Source organism: Williamsia soli (assembly GCF_017377795.1).
Taxonomy (GTDB): Bacteria; Actinomycetota; Actinomycetes; order Mycobacteriales; family Mycobacteriaceae; genus Williamsia; species Williamsia soli.
In genome coordinates this window covers 153451-174474 of record NZ_JAFRDR010000010.1, presented here as the reverse complement: position 1 = coordinate 174474, position 21024 = coordinate 153451, and the positions used below count along the sequence as shown (strand labels likewise).

General features: G+C 65.7%; 18 protein-coding genes. 5 read left to right on the top strand and 13 right to left on the bottom strand.

Annotated features, from left to right (window positions below; all coding sequences use genetic code 11):
• Positions 1-18 precede the first annotated feature (18 nt).
• From J3S28_RS23230 to J3S28_RS23220, 3 genes are all read left to right on the top strand, one after another.
• Positions 19-1035 (top strand): beta-ketoacyl-ACP synthase III, encoded by a 1017-nt coding sequence (locus tag J3S28_RS23230; RefSeq protein ID WP_207843327.1) that lies wholly within the window; start codon positions 19-21, stop codon positions 1033-1035.
• Between the two features lie 115 nt (positions 1036-1150).
• Positions 1151-2788, top strand: a complete 1638-nt coding sequence (locus J3S28_RS23225; protein WP_207843326.1) for a peptide chain release factor 3 — start codon at positions 1151-1153, stop codon at positions 2786-2788.
• Positions 2788-3432, top strand: a complete 645-nt coding sequence (locus J3S28_RS23220) for a hypothetical protein (RefSeq protein ID WP_207843325.1) — start codon at positions 2788-2790, stop codon at positions 3430-3432. Before J3S28_RS23225 ends, J3S28_RS23220 begins: the two co-directional genes overlap by 1 nt.
• A 6-nt stretch (positions 3433-3438) precedes the next feature.
• Here J3S28_RS23220 and J3S28_RS23215 read toward each other — a convergent pair whose 3' ends face one another.
• The 12 genes from J3S28_RS23215 to J3S28_RS23160 form a co-directional block, all read right to left on the bottom strand.
• Positions 3439-5505 carry a neutral/alkaline ceramidase gene (locus J3S28_RS23215; RefSeq protein WP_207843324.1) on the bottom strand — a complete coding sequence of 689 codons (2067 nt, stop codon included), beginning with the start codon at positions 5503-5505 and terminating at the stop codon, positions 3439-3441.
• Between the two features lie 38 nt (positions 5506-5543).
• Entirely contained in the window at positions 5544-6875 is a 1332-nt protein-coding gene (locus J3S28_RS23210) for a D-arabinono-1,4-lactone oxidase (RefSeq protein WP_307797358.1), read from the bottom strand.
• Positions 6863-8122, bottom strand: a complete 1260-nt coding sequence (locus tag J3S28_RS23205; protein ID WP_237341975.1) for an alanine racemase — start codon at positions 8120-8122, stop codon at positions 6863-6865. The genes J3S28_RS23210 and J3S28_RS23205 overlap by 13 nt, the downstream gene beginning before the upstream one ends.
• Entirely contained in the window at positions 8119-9372 is a 1254-nt protein-coding gene (locus tag J3S28_RS23200) for an MFS transporter (RefSeq protein WP_207843323.1), read from the bottom strand. Before J3S28_RS23200 ends, J3S28_RS23205 begins: the two co-directional genes overlap by 4 nt.
• Positions 9369-9995 (bottom strand): TetR/AcrR family transcriptional regulator, encoded by a 627-nt coding sequence (locus J3S28_RS23195; RefSeq protein ID WP_207843322.1) that lies wholly within the window; start codon positions 9993-9995, stop codon positions 9369-9371. Before J3S28_RS23195 ends, J3S28_RS23200 begins: the two co-directional genes overlap by 4 nt.
• Before the next feature lie 115 nt (positions 9996-10110).
• Entirely contained in the window at positions 10111-11112 is a 1002-nt protein-coding gene (locus tag J3S28_RS23190; RefSeq protein ID WP_207843321.1) for an enoyl-CoA hydratase/isomerase family protein, read from the bottom strand.
• A gap of 14 nt (positions 11113-11126) precedes the next feature.
• Positions 11127-12935: an ABC-F family ATP-binding cassette domain-containing protein gene (locus J3S28_RS23185; protein ID WP_207843320.1), complete on the bottom strand. Its 1809-nt coding sequence runs from the start codon at positions 12933-12935 to the stop codon at positions 11127-11129.
• Positions 12932-13870: a 4-(cytidine 5'-diphospho)-2-C-methyl-D-erythritol kinase gene (locus J3S28_RS23180; RefSeq protein ID WP_207843319.1), complete on the bottom strand. Its 939-nt coding sequence runs from the start codon at positions 13868-13870 to the stop codon at positions 12932-12934. The genes J3S28_RS23185 and J3S28_RS23180 overlap by 4 nt, the downstream gene beginning before the upstream one ends.
• Positions 13871-13894: 24 nt before the next feature.
• Positions 13895-14758 (bottom strand): 16S rRNA (adenine(1518)-N(6)/adenine(1519)-N(6))-dimethyltransferase RsmA, encoded by an 864-nt coding sequence (gene rsmA / locus J3S28_RS23175; RefSeq protein WP_207843318.1) that lies wholly within the window; start codon positions 14756-14758, stop codon positions 13895-13897.
• A 34-nt stretch (positions 14759-14792) separates the two neighbouring features.
• The gene (locus J3S28_RS23170; protein ID WP_207843317.1) at positions 14793-15914 is read right to left on the bottom strand and encodes a resuscitation-promoting factor; all 1122 of its coding nucleotides are present in this window, start codon (positions 15912-15914) and stop codon (positions 14793-14795) included.
• A gap of 49 nt (positions 15915-15963) precedes the next feature.
• Positions 15964-16863: a TatD family hydrolase gene (locus J3S28_RS23165; protein ID WP_207843316.1), complete on the bottom strand. Its 900-nt coding sequence runs from the start codon at positions 16861-16863 to the stop codon at positions 15964-15966.
• A gap of 1 nt (position 16864) precedes the next feature.
• A complete protein-coding gene (locus tag J3S28_RS23160) occupies positions 16865-17713 on the bottom strand; it encodes a PhzF family phenazine biosynthesis protein (RefSeq protein ID WP_207843315.1) in 849 nt (282 codons plus the stop codon).
• Positions 17714-17841: 128 nt separating this feature from the next.
• On the opposite strand from J3S28_RS23160, the gene J3S28_RS23155 reads away from it, so the two are divergent.
• Entirely contained in the window at positions 17842-18789 is a 948-nt protein-coding gene (locus J3S28_RS23155) for an alpha/beta fold hydrolase (RefSeq protein WP_207843314.1), read from the top strand.
• A 179-nt stretch (positions 18790-18968) separates the two neighbouring features.
• Here the strand turns inward: J3S28_RS23155 and J3S28_RS23150 are convergent, their stop codons facing one another.
• The gene (locus J3S28_RS23150) at positions 18969-19379 is read right to left on the bottom strand and encodes a TIGR03668 family PPOX class F420-dependent oxidoreductase (RefSeq protein ID WP_207843313.1); all 411 of its coding nucleotides are present in this window, start codon (positions 19377-19379) and stop codon (positions 18969-18971) included.
• A 91-nt stretch (positions 19380-19470) separates the two neighbouring features.
• Here J3S28_RS23150 and metG point away from each other — a divergent pair, with 91 nt between their 5' ends.
• Positions 19471-21024 carry a methionine--tRNA ligase gene (gene metG, locus J3S28_RS23145; protein WP_207843312.1) on the top strand — a complete coding sequence of 518 codons (1554 nt, stop codon included), beginning with the start codon at positions 19471-19473 and terminating at the stop codon, positions 21022-21024.

Below are 21024 nucleotides of genomic sequence, written 5' to 3'. Positions count from 1 at the left end.
AATGAAAAGAGGAACGCTATGCCTGTCATCGCTGACAAGACCGGAATCAACAACGTCGGGATTCTCGGAATCGGCGCCTATCGACCGGACCGCGTTGTCACCAACGAAGAGATCTGCCAGCAGATCGACTCCAGCGATGAATGGATCTACACCCGCACAGGTATCAAGACCCGCCGGTTCTGCGCGCCCGATGAATCGGCCACCACGATGGCCGTCGACTGCGGCCGCAAAGCCATCGCCAACGCGCTGATCAGCGGCTCGGACATCGACGCCGTCATTGTCGCGACCAACACCCACCTACTGCTGACCCCGGCTGCGGCGACCGCTGTCGCCACCGCACTCGGCGCCAACGGTGTACCGGCATTCGACGTCACCGTCGGCTGCGCCGGCTTCGGCTACGCGATGGGCCTCGGCGCCGACATGATCCGTGCGGGCAGCGCCACCAATGTGCTGGTCATCGGCTCCGAGCAACTATCGGTCACCCTCGATCCCACCGACCGCAGCAACTGCTTCATCTTCGGCGACGGCGCAGGCGCAGTGGTCCTCGGTGCAGCCGAAGAGCAGAGCGTCGGCCCGGTCATCTGGGGCAGCGACGGCTCGCAGTACGACGCGATCCGCCAGGACATCGACTGGATGACCTTCCTCAACGGTGACCGTAAACAACGCCCCTACCTCCGCATGGAGGGGACCAGCGTCTTCCGCTGGGCAGCCTTCGAGATGGGCAAGGCTGCGCAGCGCGCACTCGACGCCGCCAAGATCGACGCCAAGGATCTCGACGTCTTCGTCCCCCATCAGGCGAACTCGCGGATCAACGAACTCCTCGCCCGCGGCCTGAAGCTGCGCGAGGATGCCGTGGTCGCCAATGACATCGAGTACACCGGCAACACCTCCGCGGCCTCCATCCCGCTGGCCATGGAAGACCTGCTCTCCCGCGGCAAGGCAAAGCCCGGCGACACCGCGCTGCTCCTCGGCTACGGCGCCGGACTGAGCTACGCCGCCCAGGTCGTCAAACTCCCGCCGGTTCCCTTCGAGTAGCCACTCCGGGCCGCCGGTTCGGCACGCTCGGTGGCCGTTTGGGCACGGTCGGCGGTGGTTTCGGCACGCTCGACGGATTAGTGCCTGCTCGGGGTAGGTCTGTAACCTTGTCCGAGTGACTGATGCTGCTGCTACCGGATCTACAGCCGTTCGTTCGGTCGTGGCCCGCGAGGTCGCTCGCCGGCGCACCTTCGCCATCATCTCCCACCCCGACGCCGGTAAGTCGACGATGACCGAGGCGCTGGCGCTGCACGCCCGCATGATCAGCGAAGCGGGCGCCATCCATGGCAAGGCCGGACGGCGCTCCACGGTGTCGGACTGGATGGAGATGGAGAAGGCGCGCGGTATCTCGGTCAGTTCGACGGCTCTGCAGTTGAACTATCGACTCGATGGTCCCGACTCCGACGACGTCACCGTCATCAATCTCGTCGACACACCTGGCCACGCCGACTTCTCCGAGGACACCTACCGGGTCTTGACCGCGGTCGATGCCGCGGTGATGTTGATCGACGCAGCCAAGGGTCTCGAGCCTCAGACCCTCAAGCTGTTCCAGGTCTGCCGGCACCGCGGGATCCCCATCATCACCATCGTGAACAAGTGGGACCGACCGGGACGCACTCCGCTCGAACTCATCGACGAGATCTCCGAGCGTATCGGCCTCACCCCGACTCCGCTGTATGTTCCGGTCGGTATCGCCGGCGACTTCAAGGGCCTGCTCGATCGCACCACCGGCAACTACATCCGCTTCACCCGCACCGCAGGCGGAGCGACCATCGCCCCCGAGGAACTCCTCGACGCCGACGCCGCGCTGGAGAAGGAGGGCGACGACTGGATCAACGCGGTCGAGGAGAGTGAACTGCTCTCGGAGATGGGGCAGGATCACGACCAGGAGATGTTCCTGGCCGGCCAGACCTCGCCGATGATCTTCTCCTCGGCGATGCTCAATTTCGGTGTGCGTCAACTGCTCCAGACCCTGGTCGAACTCGCGCCGCCCCCGCAGGGCCGGGAGGCGATCGACGAGACCGTCCGTGAGGTCACCGACCCGTTCAGCGCTGTGGTGTTCAAGGTCCAGGCCGGGATGGATTCCTCGCACCGAGATCGACTGGCCTACATGCGCATCGTGTCCGGCGAGTTCGAACGCGGCATGGTCGTCACGCACGCCCAGACCGGTAAACCCTTTGCCACCAAGTACGCCCAGGCGATGTTCGGCCAGACCCGCGCAACTGTCGACACCGCTTACCCGGGGGACGTCGTGGGTTTGGTGAACGCCATGGCCCTCGCGCCCGGCGACACCCTCTACGTCGACACCAAGGTGCAGTACCCGCCGATCCCGTCTTTCGCGCCCGAGCACTTCTCGATGCTGCGCGCGGAGTCGGCGGGCAAGTACAAGCAGTTCCGCAAGGCCATCGACCAACTCGACTCGGAAGGCGTTGTGCAGGTGCTGCGCAACGACATCCGCGGCGATGCCTCACCGGTCCTGGCCGCGGTGGGACCGATGCAATTCGAGGTCGTGACCGCCCGGATGAAGACCGAGTTCGGCGTCGACACCAGTTTCCAGCCGCTGCCTTACACGCTGGCTCGGCGCACGGATGCCGCCAGCGCGGACGAATTGGGCCGCCAGCGCGGTGTCGAGGTGTTCACGCGCACCGACGGCGCGTTGCTGGCCCTCGTCAGCGACAAGTGGCGCTTGCAGTACATCGAGAAGGAACACAGCGACCTCACCCTCGAACCGTTGGTGGCGACGGCGGATTGATGAAGCGGTTCGGCGTCATGCGGGTGGCAACCGCAGCCGTCGTCGGCGCGTTGGTCCTCGGCGCGTGTGGCGATCGGTCAGAGCCGCCAGAGTCGGCGGGGGCCTCGTCCTCGGATCTGGCCCCGACACCATCAGCCGCCCCGAACGCGAAGGTCGCAAGCAGTGAATGCGGACGCGAACCCCCGAGTGCCGCCATCGATCACGGTTTGCAGGACTTCGCGTTCGGCAAGGGGTCTGCGACGGTACTCGTCAGCGGAGCGGCCGGTCATGCCGACTGCTACAGCTTCGGGCGTTGGGGCAATGCAGATCCGGCAGTCCCGCTCGACAGTCTGTTGTTCCTCTTCAAGGGACCGGCTGCGGACGGCGTCACGATCGACATGCTCGTCGGCGACCTCACCGTGGCCACGCGGGTCAACGCTCGGGTGGCGGTCGCCTTGGACGACAACACCTTCCAGGGCGACAGCTGCTCGATGACGATCACCGCGCTCTCGGCCGAGGGCGTGGCGGGCAAGTTCATCTGTCCTACCGCCACCCGGGTCTTCGGCAATCCGTTTGCGCCACTGGACGACGCCGAACCCGAGCCGAGCCAGTCCGCGCCGCTGCCGACCGTCGCGTTGTCCGGCTGGTTCACCGTCAGTCGCTGAGCGCGCTCAGGCGGTGACCTCGAACGCTCGTGAGGTGCCGGTGAAGCCGGTGACCTTTCCGGCCGGGTTCTTCCGATCACCGAAGTATCGGATCCGGAAGGTTCCCGAGGTACCCACCGGAATCGCCCAGAGCACCTTGATGATCGACGCGTCGACGCTGCCCTCCGGGCGTGACCAGTGCAACTCGGTCGACCACGAATTGTCGTCGCACACCCGGGTCCACCCATCAGCCGAACGTTGCTCGACCTCGAGGTAGGTGTCCGACCGGCGCAGGTTGTTGTTCGGGTGGGCTCCGACGAACTCGGCGACCGCGCTCTCCCCCGCGCGATACGCAGGTTTCGGGGCGGTGATCACGTCACCGAATCGGCGACCGGCCACCGGCACATCGGGTGGAGGCGGCGGCACCAGATCCGGTTGAATGCTCGACTTGTCCAGTGGCGCAGGCCCGTGGCCGAGATCGGTTCCGCGCGCCAGCGCACCTGCGAGCTTGTCGAAACTCTGCATGTACGCCGGTAGCGTCCACCGCCCGAACTGGGTCTCCCCGCCCTCGTACTGCTGCGACACATACTCTTCGGGAGTGGTGACGTACTGGCTGTACCCGTTCGCGAAGCCCTGCAGCAATACGTTGTCCAAGGGCACCCGCAGCGCGTTCGCGACCACCCGTCGCACCCGCAGCCCGGACACGATGGTGAACTCCGCCGGCGCCGCCGCGAGCACCAGATCGCCGATCCGCATGATCTGGACGGGCATGACCTGTGGGATCCACGGCCAGGGCGGGAGCAGACCCAGCGGGAAGGCGACCAGCTTGGGGGCCTGCACGTCCCGTATCCATGGCGAGACCGGTGCATCGAGCCCACCCAGCACCGCAACCAGGGGGTTGACCTGACCTTCGTAGACGAACGGCAACGGCTGCTCGAAGTTGTCTTCGGTGCTGGTGGCGACCGCACCGGCACCCATCATCGCGGGGCTGGTCCTGGCCGCCTTGCCGTCGGGCGTGTACGAACCATCGATCGCGACGTCGGAGAAGTCCACGTAGTGGATCACGGAGTCGACGCCGGCGCGGGTCATCGCCGAGCTGTCCGCCAGCGCCGCGCGTCCGGCCTGGTATTGACGCTCGCCGATGATCGCGCAGTTCGCCCTGTTGTCCTTGGTGGGGCCGGAGGGATCGAACGGCACCAGGTTCAGATTCGGCGACATGTCACCGGCATTGGTCTGCGGAAATGCCGCGACCACACCGGGTTCATCGGATTCCCACCGGTGACTCGCATAACCCTTGTTGTCGACCGTGATCAACCGGTTGTGATCGGCGATGGAGGTGCCATGGGTCGAGAACCAGGTGATCACCCCGATGTCGTTGCCACCCTGGGCCAGTCGCAGGACGGTCACGGCCGGGTCCACCGCGCCCGGGAACACCTTCTTGTCCTCGGGGGGATTGAGATCGAAGGCGGCTCTCGATCGCTGGGCGCTGGCATTGTGTAACTCGCTGCGACCCAAACTGATCGTGCCCGGCGCGAGCGAGTCGTGAGCCCGGTCGATGGCATCGACGATGCCGCTCACCTCTGCGTCGTACGAGTTCTTCTTGAATCCGAAGGCCGCCAGCGAGTACGCGTAGTCCCACGCCGTTCCGCCACACGAGTTGTGATTGTGCGTCGCATTGAGGTTCACATTGGCCTCCGTGTAAAGAGCACCGTATTTCCTCCGCAGCGCGCGCAGCACTCCGAGATGGATCGACTCGAACAGGCACGCCGAATCGGCGGTGACGAAGACGACCCGGTTACCCGTGGCACTGTCGACGATGATGAAGGCCCGCGCCCAGTACCGCATGTGCAGACCTTCAGCGATCTGCTGGGGCTGCGAGTACCCCATCATCCCCTGTCCGGCGACAGCTCCGGTCATGTCGGCCCGCCCCGCGCCCACCAGGTAACCGGACGATGCCGCGCCCGCGAGACCGGGCGCACCCATACCCATCACGCTCGCCGTCCCCGCGACCACGGTACCGGCCGCCGCCGCACCGAGTAGTTTCCGCCGCGAGATCTCCGGGCCGAGCGTCGCTGTCGATCCGACACCGTCCATGGTCGTTCTCCCCCTTGTGTTTTCTCGAGCCTGCGTTCTCAGGTCCCGAGTACCGAGCGCAGATACGGATTGGCGAAGACGCGGTCCGGATCGAAGTCCGCGCGTACGGTGAGGAACTCGTCGAACCGGGGGTACACGGTCCGCAGGTACCCCGCGTCTCGCGTGTGCATCTTCCCCCAATGCGGTCTACCACCGTGGGACACCATGATCTCCTCGACGTCGTCGAAGTAACCGTCGGTCCGATCGCCGTGGTATCGGTGGATGGCGATATATCCCGACGCGCGGCCACTGGCGGTCGACAACATCAGGTCGTCCGCTGCGGCGGCCCGCACCTCCAGCGGGAAGCTGATCTTGTACCGGCGCCGCGCGATCAACTCGCGAATCTGGTTCAGCGCCTCAGGTATCCGCTCGATCGGAAGTGCATATTCCATCTCCCGGAATCGCACAGTACGCGACGACACGAACACCCGGGTGGACGAATCGATGTAGGTACGTGCCGACAACGCATTGGCAGCCAGCGAATTCAGCTTCGGGACCACCTTCGGCGCCCGGGCCCCCACCGCGCACAGCACACCGAACAACCCGTTGCTCAGGAGTTCGTCGTCGATGTAGCGCCGAACTCTGCCCGGCCCCTGTGGAGGCACGTCAGCGCCGACCCGGACATTCTTCTTGGTCAACGCGAACCCGGTGTGCGGAAACCAGTAGAACTCATAGTGGTCATGGGCGGCAACGGAGTCCAGGAACGAATCGATCACGCCGTCGACCGGTTCCGGCCCCTCCTGGGCGTGCAAACCGAAGCTCGGAACGCACTGCAGGGTGATCTCCGTGACCACCCCGAGAGCGCCGAGACCGAGCGCGGCAGCAGAGAGCAACTCCGGCCGTCCGCTGTCGATTCTTCGCACATCCCCCGTCCCGCTGACGATCTCGAGACCGACGATCTGCGTGCTGATTCCACCGAACGTCGCGCCCGTGCCGTGCGTGCCCGTCGACGTCGCACCGGAGAGCGTCTGGGCGTCGATGTCGCCCAGATTGGGCATCGCCAATCCGTGAGGTGCCAGCAGATCCGGTATCTCGCGCAACGTGGTGCCCGCCCGGAAGGTGGCCTGCGCGGTGTGCGCATCCACCGACACCAGTCCGCGCAACGCCGACATGTCCAATTGGATTCCGGGCGCCAGGGCAATCGCACTGAAACTATGACCCGAACCGACCGGCTTGACCGTCAGTCCACCGGCGCGGGCGTCCGCGATCGCCGCGACGACGTCCTCGACCGCGCTGGGCGTGCGCACCTGCGCCGGGACGACCGACTCGGTACGGCCCCAGTTTCGCCATGTTCCCGGAGACGACGGCGCACGCGAGCTCACAGAAAACACTTCCCCTCACCTCGGTACGTGGGCAACTCGCCGACCACCGCGTCACCGTCGACGATCAACACCGCGTTCACGTGCTCGCTGAGCTCGCCGGATTTGGTGTGGCGCAACCACACCCGATCGCCGACGGTCAGCCGCCGCGCCTGTTTGCCCTGCAGCGGAGTCTGTACCTCTCCGGCCGCCTCGCGGGTCACGTACTCCAAGCCCGGTGGCCAGACCGGCAACGGGAGCCGGTCGGGCCCGGGCGGGCCGGAGGCGATCCAGCCCCCACCCAGGCAGGTCACCATCCCCCGCGCGGGGACCCGCGCCACAGACAGCGCAAAAGACATCGCGGGTGCAGGCTTGAAGTGCGCGTAGTTGTCGAACAGGTGACCACCGAAGAAGCCGCTGCCCGCGGCGATGTCGGTGATCGACGGATCGAGCGCGGTCGCCTCGATCGACCCGGTGCCCCCTGCGTTGACGAACTCCAGGTCGGCGATCTCTCGGATCGCAGCCACGACTGCAGTGCGGCGCTCGATGAGCTCGATCATCGAACGTCGCTGCATGTCACCGATTATGCTGTTGCGCAGACGCTTGCCCGGCACCTCGTTCCCGACGCCGGCGACCTGTGCCTCGTACGACATCACGCCCACCAACGTCATCCGCTCACGGCCGACGATGTTGTGCGCGAGTTCCACTGCCTGGGCCTCGGTGCGCACCGGAGATCGCCGCACCCCGATGTGACCGAGCAGCGGCGTCTTGTACGAGGCGTCGAGGTCGATCGCAATCCGTACGTCGCCGGACGTGCCGGCGATCGCCCTCCCGATCAGCCCGAGTTGTTCCACCGAGTCCACCAGTAGGGTGACCCGCGCCGCGGCAACGGGATCGGACACCAACGCCGCGATGGCGCGCGGGTTCGGTGACGGGTATCCGACCAAGACATCGCTGATGCCACCCGTCGTCGCCAGCCAGTGCGCTTCGGCCACGTCGTAGGCGAGCACTCCGGCAAACCCTTCGACCGCCACGATCTGCTCGATGACCGAGCGCACCCGCAACGATTTCGACGCCACCCGGATCGGCACGCCCCCGGCTCGCGCGCGAAGATCCGCAAGGTTGTGTCGCAGGGCGGTCAACTCGAGGACGGCCACCGGGCTGTCCACAGCACCGTACGTTTCGACGGCATGATCGATTGCACCCCAATAGCTCTCGGGGTCGGCGTCCCAGGGCCATTGCGGCCGCATGACCGCGCTGCCGAGATCGAGATCGGTCATCGCACACTCCTGACCTGCAGCACCGAGATCCCGCCGAGCACTCCGAAGATCGCGGAGGCAACGAAGAGTCCGGCGAATCCCGACGTCGCGTGCACGATCCAGGCGCCCAGGAGTGGTCCCAGCGCCTGCGGTACGGCCATCGCTATGTTCATGATTCCCAGATCTTTTCCGTAGTGATCGGCGTCGGGTAATACTTGAGTGGCCAGTGCCTGGTCGACCGCGAGGAAACATCCGAACCCTGAGCCGAGGAGCGCCGCGGCGAGCATCGTCGAAGGCAGACTCGGGACCACCGCGATGACCACAGCCGCAACCCCCTGCAGTACGCCGGCAACCAGGACAAATGGTTTGCGTCTGCCGATTCGGTCACTGAGTACACCCGATGTCACCGACGCCCCGATGACGAACACCATGTAGACGGCGGTCAGCAGCAGCAACGACATCTCGGGATCGGAGACCTCGAGGCCGAACTGCAGGTAGAAGAACAGCAGTGAGGTACCCAGTGCGTTGCCGATGTTGACGAGAATCCGGCCGAGCAGTGTCCACCCGAAGTCGGGTTGCTCGCGTGGTGAGATCCAGAGTTCGGACAGCAGGTGCCGGATGGTGACCCGGGCGCGATCATGGTGCGACACAGCCACATCCTCGACGAACCACAGAAACGGTGCCACCAGGACGATCAGCAGCACCGAGAGCACCGCGTACCCGGCGAGGAACCCGAGCGCGAGTACCGACAGGATCGCGATGCCGACGATGGTGCCGATCGCCTGGGGCGCGGACACCCAACTCGAGACGACTCCGCGTTGATCCACCTGGACCTGGTCGCTGATCATCGCGGTCAATGCGGCCGACGCGGCACTGAAACCGGTCAGCGCCAGGCACCAGCAGATCGCCAGACCCCAGTAGGTGTCTTGCATCCCGAGCAGGATGAGCCCGACCGCAAAGAGCAGGACGCCACCGAGTATCCATGGCCGACGCCGGCCGAATCGACTGGTGGTGCGGTCACTGAGTGCACCCGCCAAGGGAAAGGTGATCAGTGCGCACAGCGCCGACATCCCCGAGATGGTGCCGAACGTGGTGACGCTCTCCTGCCAGTTGTCCTGGCGCAGTTGGTCTCCGAATCCGAGCCAGTCGTTGATCTGCTCAGGCAACGACAGCTGGAACGGCGCCAGTTGCGCCATCCAGATCCCGACCCACGCCAGCGCGAAGAGACTGATCCACCGGTTCGAGACCCGGGTCGGAGTGAGCACCGTCATCGCGGCGTCACATGCCCGCGGAGCATGGCGACCGTCGAGTCGATGATCCGCTCGGCGACGTCCCGGTCACCGGTGTTGAGATAGGCCAGGGTGAGGCCGTCCGTTGCCGCCACCACCAGCGGTGCCAACTCCTGCGGGTCCGTTGCCCAGCAGACGTCCATCGCCTCGGCGGCCGCTTCGAGCGAGGCCTGGGCGATCTCGTAATAGCGCTCGTACAGGCGCCGGGCGAAGTGCTCGAGCCCCGCGGTGCGACGTGCGTACTGGGCCAGGGTGATCATCGCGGCTTCGCGACCCGGGTCTGCGACGACGCTGTCGAGGTACGACGTCAGACCCGCCTTGAGAAGCTCACCGATATCGTCCGGCAGAGTCCACGGGTCGACCGATCGGGCCGGCGGGGTCAACGGGGCGGTGATGGCCGCGAACTCATCGGAGGTCCCACGCGCGACCAGTTCGGCGAGCAGTTCGTTCCTGGATTCGAACGCGTAGTGGAAGCTCGCCAGCGACATATCCGCCTCGGCGCTGATACGCCTGGTGGTCGCAGCTTCGACCCCGTGATCGGCTATCACCCGGAATGCGGCCGCGACCAGCAGGTCTCTGCGCCGTTCCACCGAGATCCTCGCCACGCTCGCGCCTTCCGCCCCATCCAAACTGGGTCAAACGACCCAGTTGTTCAACGAGAGTAGGCGACGAACGCGGCTGGTGCCGCCCGAACCGCGGTACCGGCCCGAGAAGTAGGCGTCAGCCGATCATCCGGGTGACCAATTCGGGGTCGACATCAAGCAGGTCCGCAGGACTGAACGCCGGGTTGCGATCCTTGTCGACCAGGACCGCACGTACGCCTTCGGCGAAGTCCGGGGTCCTGGTGATCTGTTCGGCGGCGTGCAGCTCCCGCTCGAGACACTCATCGAGGGTGGAACGTGCGCCGAGCTCGATCATCGCCGCGGTGACCACGAGGCTGGTCGGTGAGGCCTGTTCGAGCAGGGTGACCATCTCGGCCGCCCAGTCGTCCCCTACCGCCCCTCGCAGACCGCCGACGATCGCGTTCACCGGATCGTCGCTGAAATACTCCGCGATCTTTGCCAGCGGGAGGTCGGTGCGGGACGCATCTTCGGCACGCCCGTTCAGCGCCTGGGCCAGCGGGGTCCCGGAGCGGATGGCGTCGGCCAACTCACCGATCTTGGCACTGGGCACGTAATGCGTGGCCAGACCCACTGCGACGGCGTCGGCGCCGCGCACGCGGGCGCCGGTGAGGCCGAGCCAGAGCCCGACACCGGCGGGCAGTCGAGGGAGGAAGTAGGTCGAGCCGACGTCGGGCATGAATCCGATGGCCGTCTCCGGCATCGCGATCACGGCCTTCTCGCTCACCACGCGCACCTCGCCGTGCACGCTGATACCGAGGCCGCCGCCCATGGCCGCGCCGTCGATCAAGGACACGTACGGCTTGGGGTACTCCGCGACCAGTTGATCGAGTTCGTATTCTGCACTGAAGTAGCGGGTCACGGCAGCGTGGTCGCCGGCGACGGCAGCGTCGCGAATCGCCCGGATGTCGCCACCTGCGCAGAACGCACGATCGCTTGCCGAGGTCACCAGTACCAGTTCCACCGACGGGTCGTCGGCCCAGTCGGTGAGGATGGGGAACATGTCATCGACCATCGTCTGGTCGAGCGCATTGAGCGCCTTCGGCCGGTCGAGGATGATCTCGCCGACACCGTTGCCCACCGACGTGCGGATGAATGACACCGACCTTCTCCTTCTCAGCCGACTTCTTCGGCAAGTTCGAGCCACGACTCTTCGGCAGCTTCACGCTCTGCCACAACGGACTTGAGCTCGACACCCAGCTCGATCAACCGATCGGCATCCGTGCCCGCCGCGGCCAGCTTCTCGTGCAGTTCTTTTTCTTTCACCACAAGACGCTGCACCTGGCGCTCGACCTTCTTGAGCGCCTTTTCCATATCCCGCTGTGCGCCAGAACCTTTGCCCCCGGAACTCTTGGCGGCCGAGCCCTCGGACCGAGTGGACGGCGCAGCCGACACCGCAGCAGGTCCGGAGGCCAGTTTCTTGAGGTACTGCTCGATGCCGCCGGGTAGGTTCGTCAACTTCTTGTCACCGAACAACGCCCAGGTGCTCTCGCAGATGCGCTCGATCAGGAACCGGTCATGGCTGATGACCACCAGGGTTCCGGCCCAATTGTCGAGCAGGTCCTCGAGTTGTTGCAGCGTGTCGATGTCGAGGTCGTTCGTCGGCTCGTCGAGAAGCAGCACGTTGGGTTGGGCCATCAGAACCCGGGTCAGCTGCAACCGGCGACGTTCGCCTCCGGACAGATCGCCGACCGGGGTGCGCTGGCGCGCCGGGGTGAAGCCGAGACGTTCGGCCAACTGGCCTGCAGACACGTCCTTGCCGCCCAGCTCGATGCGACCCGCGACATCCTCCACGGCCTCGATCACGCGCATATTGGTGGGAAGGTCGTCGAGTTCCTGACGGAGCCAGCCGATTTCGACGGTCTGACCTTCGATGCGTTTGCCGGCCGCCGGGGGGACCTCACCGGCGAGAGCACGCAGCAGCGTCGTCTTGCCAGAACCGTTGATGCCCACCAGACCGATCCGCTCGCCGGGTGCGAGCCGCCAGATCAGGTCGCTGACCAATACCCGGCCGTCCGGGGTCGTGAGGGTCGCGTCTTCGAGTTCGATCACGACTTTGCCGAGTCGGCGCTTGGCAAAACTGGCCAGTGCTACCGAATCTCGAGGCGGTGGCACGTCTGCGATCAGCTTCTCGGCGGCCTGGATGCGGTACTTCGGCTTCGAGGTACGGGCGGGCGGGCCACGACGCAGCCAGGCGAGTTCTTTGCGGGCCAGGTTCTGGCGACGTTCCTCGGCCGCGTCGGACAGCCGCGTCCGCTCGGCGCGGGCGTAGACCCAGTCGTTGTAGCCACCCTCGTAGCTCTCGACGGTGCCGTTCTGCACTTCCCACGTGGTGGTGGCGACGGTGTCGAGGAACCAGCGGTCGTGTGTCACGACCACGAGTGCGCTGCGACGGTTGACGAGATGGTCTGCCAGCCAGGCGATGCCCTCGAGGTCGAGGTGGTTGGTCGGCTCGTCGAGGATCAGCAGGTCGAGGTCTTGCACCAGCGCTGCCGCCAACGCGACGCGGCGGCGCTGGCCCCCCGAGAGTGAGGTGACCGGGGTATCCAAACCCAGCGCGCCGATACCGATTCCGGCCAGGACCGAACGGATGCGAGCGTCGCCTGCCCATTCGTGCTCGGCGACGTCGAGCGGACCCAGCACGATCTGCCCGATGGTGGATTCGGGCGGCAGATGCCCACGCTGTGTGACGACCGCCATGCGCAAGCCGCTGCCGCGGGCAACCCGGCCGCTGTCGGGCGGCTCGAGCCCGGCCAGGATCTCCAACATGGTGGTCTTGCCGCCGCCGTTGAGACCGACGACACCGATGCGGTCTCCTTCTTGAACGCCCAGACTCACCGATTCCAGCAGGGGTTTGATCCCGAACGACTTGCTGACGTTCTCAACAGAGATCAGGTTGGCGCCTTGCTTACGTGCCGATGTCATAGCGAACCGTCGATCAGTCGGGCGCCGGCCACCGGGCCGGTCGCGGTACGGACTGCGCGGCACACGCCGGCGCCGGACAGCTCGGCGGCCGTCGCGACCGCAGCATCGGAATCGGTGCACAGGAACGCACACGTCGGTCCGGAGCCGGAGATGATGCCCGCGAGGGCGCCGGCATCCACCCCGGCACGCAGGGTTCGGCGCAGCGCCGGGCGCATGGACAGCGCCGCCGGTTGCATGTCGTTGTGCAGCAAATCCGCAACTCTCCTCGGGTCCCCGGAAGCGAGTGCCTGCAGCAACTCATCGGGTGATTCTGTGTAGGTGCCGGTGTCGTCGGCGGACGAATAGTTCTCTCGCAGATGATCGAGCTCGCGAAAAACGCCAGGAGTACTGAGCCCTTCTTTCGCCACCGCCAGCACCCAGTGGTACTCGCCGCGCGAGAGCACGGTGGTGAGTTTTTCACCACGGCCGGTGCCGAGCGCCGTCCCGCCGCGGAGCGAGAACGGGACGTCGCTGCCCAATTCAGCTGCCAGATCGCGCATCTTGTCGCGGCTGATGTCAAGGTGCCACATCCGCGCGAGCGCGACCAGCGTGCCTGCGGCATCGGCGCTGCCGCCGGCCATACCGCCGGCCACCGGGATGCCCTTGGCGATCGAGATCGCGGCCGCGGGCTCGCGGCCTGCGACCCTGGCCATGAGTTCGGCTGCCCGCCACGCCAGGTTCGTCCCATCGACGGGGACCTCGCGAGCGCTGTCACCGGTGACGGAGATCGACAACTCGTCGGCCGGAACCACCGAGATGGTGTCGGAGAGCGAGAGGGCCTGGAACACCGTCGTCAATTCGTGATAGCCGTCACGGCGTGGCAAACCCACGCCGAGGTGCAGATTCACCTTGGCGGGTACCCGGACTGTGACGGGGCGGGGGACGACAGACAACACGGTGTCCAAGTCTATGCGGCCCGCCTAATCGAGCTGCGCGGCAAGCGCCACATAGTCTTCGATCGCCAGGCGTTCGCCACGCAGTCCCGGGTCGATTCCGGCACCACGAAGCCACTCCTCGGCCTTGACCGGCGACCCCGCCAAGCCAGACAGGGCACCGCGTAAAGTCTTGCGACGCTGAGCAAATGCCGCGTCCACTACCGAGAACACCCGCTTGCGATGCGTCTCGTCGACGGGCCACCGCGCTTCCGGGTAGCGGCGGATACGCACCAAACCGGACTCGACCTTGGGTTCCGGCCAGAAAACGCTGCGACCGACCGAGCCGGCCTGCGACACCTCTCCGAAAAATCGCGCTTTCACGCTCGGGACGCCGTAGATGCGACCACCGGGGCCTGCCGCGAGACGTTGCGCGACTTCCAATTGCACCATCACCAAAGCGGTCTGGATGCTGGGCAGTTCGGACATGAGATGGATCAGCACGGGCACCGCGACGTTGTAGGGCAGGTTCGCGACCAGTGCGGTCGGCATGGCAGGCAGGTCGGCTGCTGTGACCTTGAGCGCATCTCCGGGTACGACGGTGAGCGCGGCCGCCTGATCCGGCGCACGATTGGCCACCGTCTCAGGTAGCCGTCCGGCGAGGACCGGATCGATCTCGACGGCGAGCACCTGACGAGCGGTCGCCAGCAACCCCAGGGTCAGCGAACCCAGCCCCGGACCGACCTCGAGCACGACGTCGTCACCGCCGACACCGGAAGCGGTGACGATGCGGCGCACGGTGTTTGCGTCGTGCACGAAGTTCTGACCCAGCGTTTTCGTGGGCCGGATGTCGAGGTCGGCCGCGAGTTCACGGATCTCTGCGGGGCCCAGGAACAACGGCGTCGCGCTCACCGCGCGACTTCAGGTGCGGCGTGGGGAATGGTCGTCAGCCCAAACCGAGTTTTGACGAGCAGGAAGGCCATGCGCCCCATCCTTGCGCGGCCTGGGTCTTGGTGGCAATTGCGATCTGCTCCTCGCGGGTCGCGAGGTCGGCGCGCGGCGCGTACTCCTGCCCGCCCCAGCGGTCCCAGGTGTTCTGATCGAACTGCACGCCACCGTAGAAACCGTTGCCCGTGTTGATGGCCCAGTTTCCCGTCGCCTCGCACTCGGCAAGCCTGTCCCAGACCGAGCCCGGCGGGACGTACGGGGCGCCCGGCTTGGTGCCGACAGCGACCTCCGCGGCAATCGGCTCCACCTGGACCTCGGCGGAGAGCTTCTTCTTTTCGGTCTCTTCACCGTTGACGGTGGTCACGGAGTACGTGACCTGCTGCTCACCAGGTGTGCCCGGCTTCTTGACGATCTTGCGGCCGGAGATCAGCTCGGGGTCATCGGTCTTGTTCTCAGGAGGTGCCACCGGTTCGGTCACCGTCACCTCTTCGGTGCGGATCCGGGTCACGGTGATGTCCATGTTGTCGGTCACCGGGGCAGTTGCGGCCGGGGTGACCACGTCGGTCGGCGCCAGCGGATTGCCGGTGTCCTCGAGCAACTCGGCGACGGTCTTCGCGGCGATGTCCTTGACGGTCTTGTCTTTGCCGTCGGTGAGCGTGACCTTCTTCGGGAGCACCACGTTCACCGTGCCGCCGGAGACCGGAAGCTGGTCGGTGGCCGGGCCCTCGATGTCGTTGGCGGCCGAATCGAGGTTGACCTCCGCGAGCGCGGCCTCGACGGTCGTCGCGGTCGTCTTGATCTCTTTCGGCTGCCCGTCGACGTTCACCGTCAGCGTCTTGAGCCTGTGAAGAGTGATGGTCTCACCGTCACCCACGCCGGAGTCGGGGGCGGGCGCGACCAGGTCGCCGTCGGCCGGGTTCAGACCCTGCTCCTCGAGAATCCCGTCGACCGAGCCACGCATCGTGGCGACCTCGACGACCTTGCCGTCGACGTCGATCTTGACGTTTTTGTACATCGCGGTCCCCATGACGCCGCCGGCGATCAGCACGATGAGGATCATAGCGATGGCGATGCGCGGGGTGCGCGAGGTTGATTCGTTGATACGAGAAAACACAGACATGATCACAACAAGATAACGAGATGGTGTTGTTCGTGCAAAGCAACCTGTGTTATTGCAGGTCCAGGCGATATGCGCGGATCGCGTTTTCGGTAACAGACCGGGCAACGTGCTCTGGCGGGCACCCCCGGACCTCCGCCAACGCCCTCGCGGTGTATGGGAGGACGTACGACTGATTCGGCTGTCCGCGATACGGATGGGGCGTCAGGAATGGCGCGTCGGTCTCTATCAGCAACAGGTGATCCGGTACCAGCCGTGCCGCAGCCTGCAGCGTGCTGGAGTTCTTGAAGCTCACCGTCCCCGCGAAGCTCAGCAGGTACCCACGCTCGACACATTCGGCAGCGATGTTCTCGTCACCGGAGAAGCAGTGCATGATCACCGTCTCCGGCGCCCCTTCGCGTTCCAGCACATCGAGCAGGTCGCGGTCGGCTTCACGGTTGTGGATCATCAGCGGTTTGTCGACCCGCTTGGCGAGGTCGATGTGCCAGGCGAACGCTTCGTGCTGCTGAGGAATTGAGGCGCAGTCCTCCGATTTGCCAGGCCAGTAGTAATCCAGGCCGGTCTCGCCGACCGACACCACCTTGGGGTCGGTGAGCATCTGCTCGAGCTCGGCCTTGGCGGCGTCATCGAGTTGATGTGCGTGGGTCGGATGCAAGGCAACGGCGGCGTAGGCGCGATGGTCCCACCGCGCCGCGTCCACGGCCCAGCGGGCGTCGACGATGTCGTCGGCGACGGTGACCACGGCCCGCACCCCGACGGACTCGGCGTGATCGAGGATCTGTTTCACCGACTCGGGATCGCGGCCTCCGCAGGCCGCGAGATGGGTGTGGGCGTCGATCAGCGCACCGACCGGCTCGGGATCAGGCGGAGGTGTGCGGCGCCGCTCCTTCTTGAGCTGTTTGTTGCTCTTCTCTTCAGCGTCGGCCGGCTGCGCGGGAGCGTGCTCGCTCATGTCAGAGATCGACCTCGCCCGTGATGAACGTCGAGCTGCGGCCGCCCACCCAGATGTTCGTACCGTCGTCGTCGAGGTACAGCCGCCCTGCCCGCCCGAGCACTGTCCCCTGCGATGCCACATAGCTCTGGGGCGCGATCTTCTCGGCCCGCAGCCACATCGCCAAGCCGGCATTCAGACTGCCTGTCACCGGGTCCTCCGCCACGCCGGTCTCGGGGACGAACGCACGCACCTCGTAGTCGGGTTGGTCGAGCGGCGTCGGCGCATCCTCCCGGTAGGGCCCGATCAGACCGACGTGCAGGGCACCCAACGCCGCGAAGTCGGGCTGCACATCCAGTACCCGCTGCGCGGAGGTGAGCAGCAGGCCGATCCATCGCGGACCGTTGGCGACCCAGTTCGAGGCCACCACGTCAGAGGGACGCAGATCGAGTGCGCGGTGGATCACCTCGAGATCGGCGTCGTCGACCGGTCCCGATCTGATCAGCGGCGGCGCCGCGAACGCCAGGGTGTCGCCGTCACGACGAATCTTCACCAGCCCGACTCCACACTCCTGTACAACGGTCTCGCCTTTGGGTTCCCCGCCCGACCGCAGCCAGGCATGCGCCGAACCAAGCGTGGGATGTCCCGCGAACGGAAGCTCTTCGACCGGGGTGAAGATGCGTAACCCGTAGTCGGCCGCCGGATCACGCGGGGTGGTGATGAACGTCGTCTCGGACAGGTTCGTCCAGTTGGCGAACGCCGCCATCTGAGCGTCGGTCAGGTCGTCGGCACCGAATACGACAGCGACGGGGTTGCCGGTGAGGGAGCCGGAGACGAACACATCGACTTGCTGGAAAGGGCGCGAGGACATATCCAGATTGTGCCTGCCGGCATTGCTCGAGGTGATCCGGCCTCGAGCGTGTCGTTGTTGCGGTATCGGTCGAGTGGACTTCGCGTCAACCACACGCTCGAGGGTGCGTCTGCATTACTGTCGGGCGGATGAGTGAGACCCAGCAGCATCCCGAGGGTTCGACCAGGCATCACATCGGTACCGCGCAGGTCGGGGAGATCACGATTGCCTATGAAGACATGGGCAATCCGGATGATCCCGCAGTCCTGCTGATCATGGGGCTGAGCGCCCAGCTGACGTTCTGGCAGACCGAGTTCTGCATGTCGATCGTCGAGCAGGGGTACCGCGTGATCCGCTTCGACAATCGCGACATAGGGCTTTCGACCCACCTGGACGGCACCCGTGTCGGCGGCAACGCATTGACCGGCTTGGCCCGGCTCGCCAAACACGAACTCGGGCTCCCCAGCGACGTGCCGTACACGTTGGTCGACATGGCTGGCGACGCCGTCGGACTACTCGACGCGCTCGGTATCGAGCAGGCTCACATCGTCGGCGGCTCGATGGGCGGCATGATCACGCAGGTCCTCGCGGGCAAGCATCCCGACCGGGTGCTGTCGGTCGCGATCCTGTTCTCGAGTACCAATGAGGCGTTTCTGCCGCCGCCGGATCCCCGAAAGCTGAAGGCACTGCTGACCGGGCCCGGAAAAGGTGCGACCCGCGAGCAGTACGTCGAGAACGCCGCGAAGGCGATGCGCACCATCGGCAGCCCCAAGTACGCCCTGCCGTGGGAGGAATCGTTGCGCCGGGCAGGGCTCGCCTACGACCGCGCACATGACCCCGCCGGGATCGTCCGGCAGACCGCGGCGGTGATGGGGACGGGAAGCCTCAAGAAGTACACGACGGCGATCACGGCGCCGACCGTCGTCATCCACGGCAAGGTCGACGGGTTGATGCGACCGTCGGGCGGGAAGGCGATCGCCCGCGCGGTCGAGGGCTCCAAGCTCGTCCTCATCGACGACATGGGTCATGACATCCCCGAACCGCTCTGGCCGCAGATCATCGCCGAACTCACGGAGAACTTCGCCCGCGCCCGCTGAGCAATCAGTGGCGCTCCCCCCACCCGTTTTTGCGCCACCCACCAGCCACAACAGATGGACGGCGCGAATTCGGGTGGGCGGACGAACGCAACCCCCCACCCGTTTTTGCGCCACCCACCGGCCACAACCGATGGGCGGCGCGAATTCGGGTGGGCGAGCGAACGTAGGGGCGCGCTCGGTCAGCCGGAGTAGCTCCAGGAGGACCACCGGGTCACGGCAATGGCGATGGCCGGGCCGTCGAGCGACACCGACTCGTACTGGTCGTACTTTGCCCTCAGGAGTTCCCGTGCCCGGTCGGCTCGGTCACCACTGGTGTGCACGGTCGCCACGCCGTCGGCCCGGACCCACCAGAGCTGGTGCCAGTCCTCGTCGTAGTGGTCCACGAGGACGCCGACCTTCGGCTGCGCCTCTATGTTTGCCAGGCGACGCAGTCTGTTGGTCGACTTGGGCTTGCCGTCGACCGCGGTGTAGATGACGTCACCCTCGCAGGCGAAGACGATCGGCACCAGATGCGGGCCATGGTCAGGTGCGACGGTCGCGAGCACGGCCGTGCGGGCTTCAGTGAACCGGAACCGGGCTGTGGCGTCCATACCGGAACAGTAGTGGCCAGGCTCGACATGAATGGTGACTGCGACAGCCGGGTCCACCCGCGTTGCGAGGGCCGATAAGCTGTCACGCACCATGGCTTCTGCATCGAAACCGCCGTTCTACATCACGACGGCCATCGCGTACCCCAACGGCGCCCCACACATCGGGCACGCCTACGAATACATCTCCGCCGACACCATCGCCCGTTTCAAACGGCTCGATGGCCACGAGGTGCTGTTCGTCACCGGCACCGATGAACACGGTCAGAAGATGCAGCAGACCGCAGAGAAAGAGGGCATCGAGACCCGCGCGCTCGCCGACCGCAACTCTGCGGCCTTCCAGAAGCTGCAGGAGACCCTCGGCAGCAGTTTCGATCGCTTCATCCGGACCACCGACGCCGATCACCACGTCGCGTCGAAGGCGATCTGGGAGAAGATGAGCGCCAACGGCGACATCTACCTGGACAAGTACTCGGGCTGGTACTCGATCCGCGACGAGGCGTTCTACGCCGAAGCCGACACCAAGGTCCTCGAGAACGGTACCCGCGTCACCTCCGATACTGGCACCGAAGTCGAGTGGACCGAGGAGGAAGCCTACTTCTTCCGGCTCTCGGCCTACCAGGACAAACTGCTCGCGCTCTATGAGGAGCATCCCGAGTTCATCGGCCCGGTGACCAGGCGCAACGAGGTCGCGAGCTTCGTTCGCGGTGGTCTGCGCGATCTGTCGGTGTCCCGCACGACCTTCGACTGGGGCGTCAAGGTTCCCGGACACGACGACCACGTGATGTACGTGTGGGTCGACGCGCTGACGAACTACATCACCGCGGTCGGATACCCGGACACCGAGTCCGAGAAATGGAAGAAGTTCTGGCCCGCCGATCTGCACATCATCGGCAAGGACATCATTCGGTTCCACTGCGTCTACTGGCCGGCGTTCCTGATGAGTGCCGGGATCGAATTGCCGAAACGCGTGTTCGCCCACGGCTTCCTGCTCAACAGCGGCGAGAAGATGAGCAAGTCGGTGGGCAACGTCGTAGACCCCTACGCGCTCGTCGAGGAGTTCGGCCTCGACCCCATCCGGTTCTTCTGCCTGCGTGAGGTGCCCTTCGGTCAGGACGGCTCCTACAGCCACGAGGCCATCGTCGCGCGAGTCAATGCGGACCTGTCGAACGAGCTCGGCAACCTGGCGCAGCGCACCCTGTCGATGGTGGGTAAGTACTTCGAGGGTGTCCTCCCCGATGCGGTGAATCTCACCGATGCCGACAACGACTTGCTCGCCAAGGCAGACGGATTGCTGGACCGGGTCCGCCTCGAATTCGATCAGCAGGCGATCCACTCTGCTCTCGAGGCGATCTGGGAAGTCCTCGGCGACACCAACAAATACATCTCCGTTGAGCAGCCGTGGAAGCTGGCGAAGACCGATCTCGAACGCACCGGAACCGTGCTCTACATCTGCGCCGAGGTCGTCCGGATCACCACCTTGCTGGCGCAGCCGGCCATGCCGGAATCCACCGGCCGGTTGCTGGATCAGCTTGTGGTCGATCAAGATTCCCGGACGTTCGACTCCATCGGCAAGCGCCTCACGGCCGGGACGACCCTACCTAAGCCCACCCCTATCTTCCCCCGGTTCGAAGTCCCGAAGGACTGA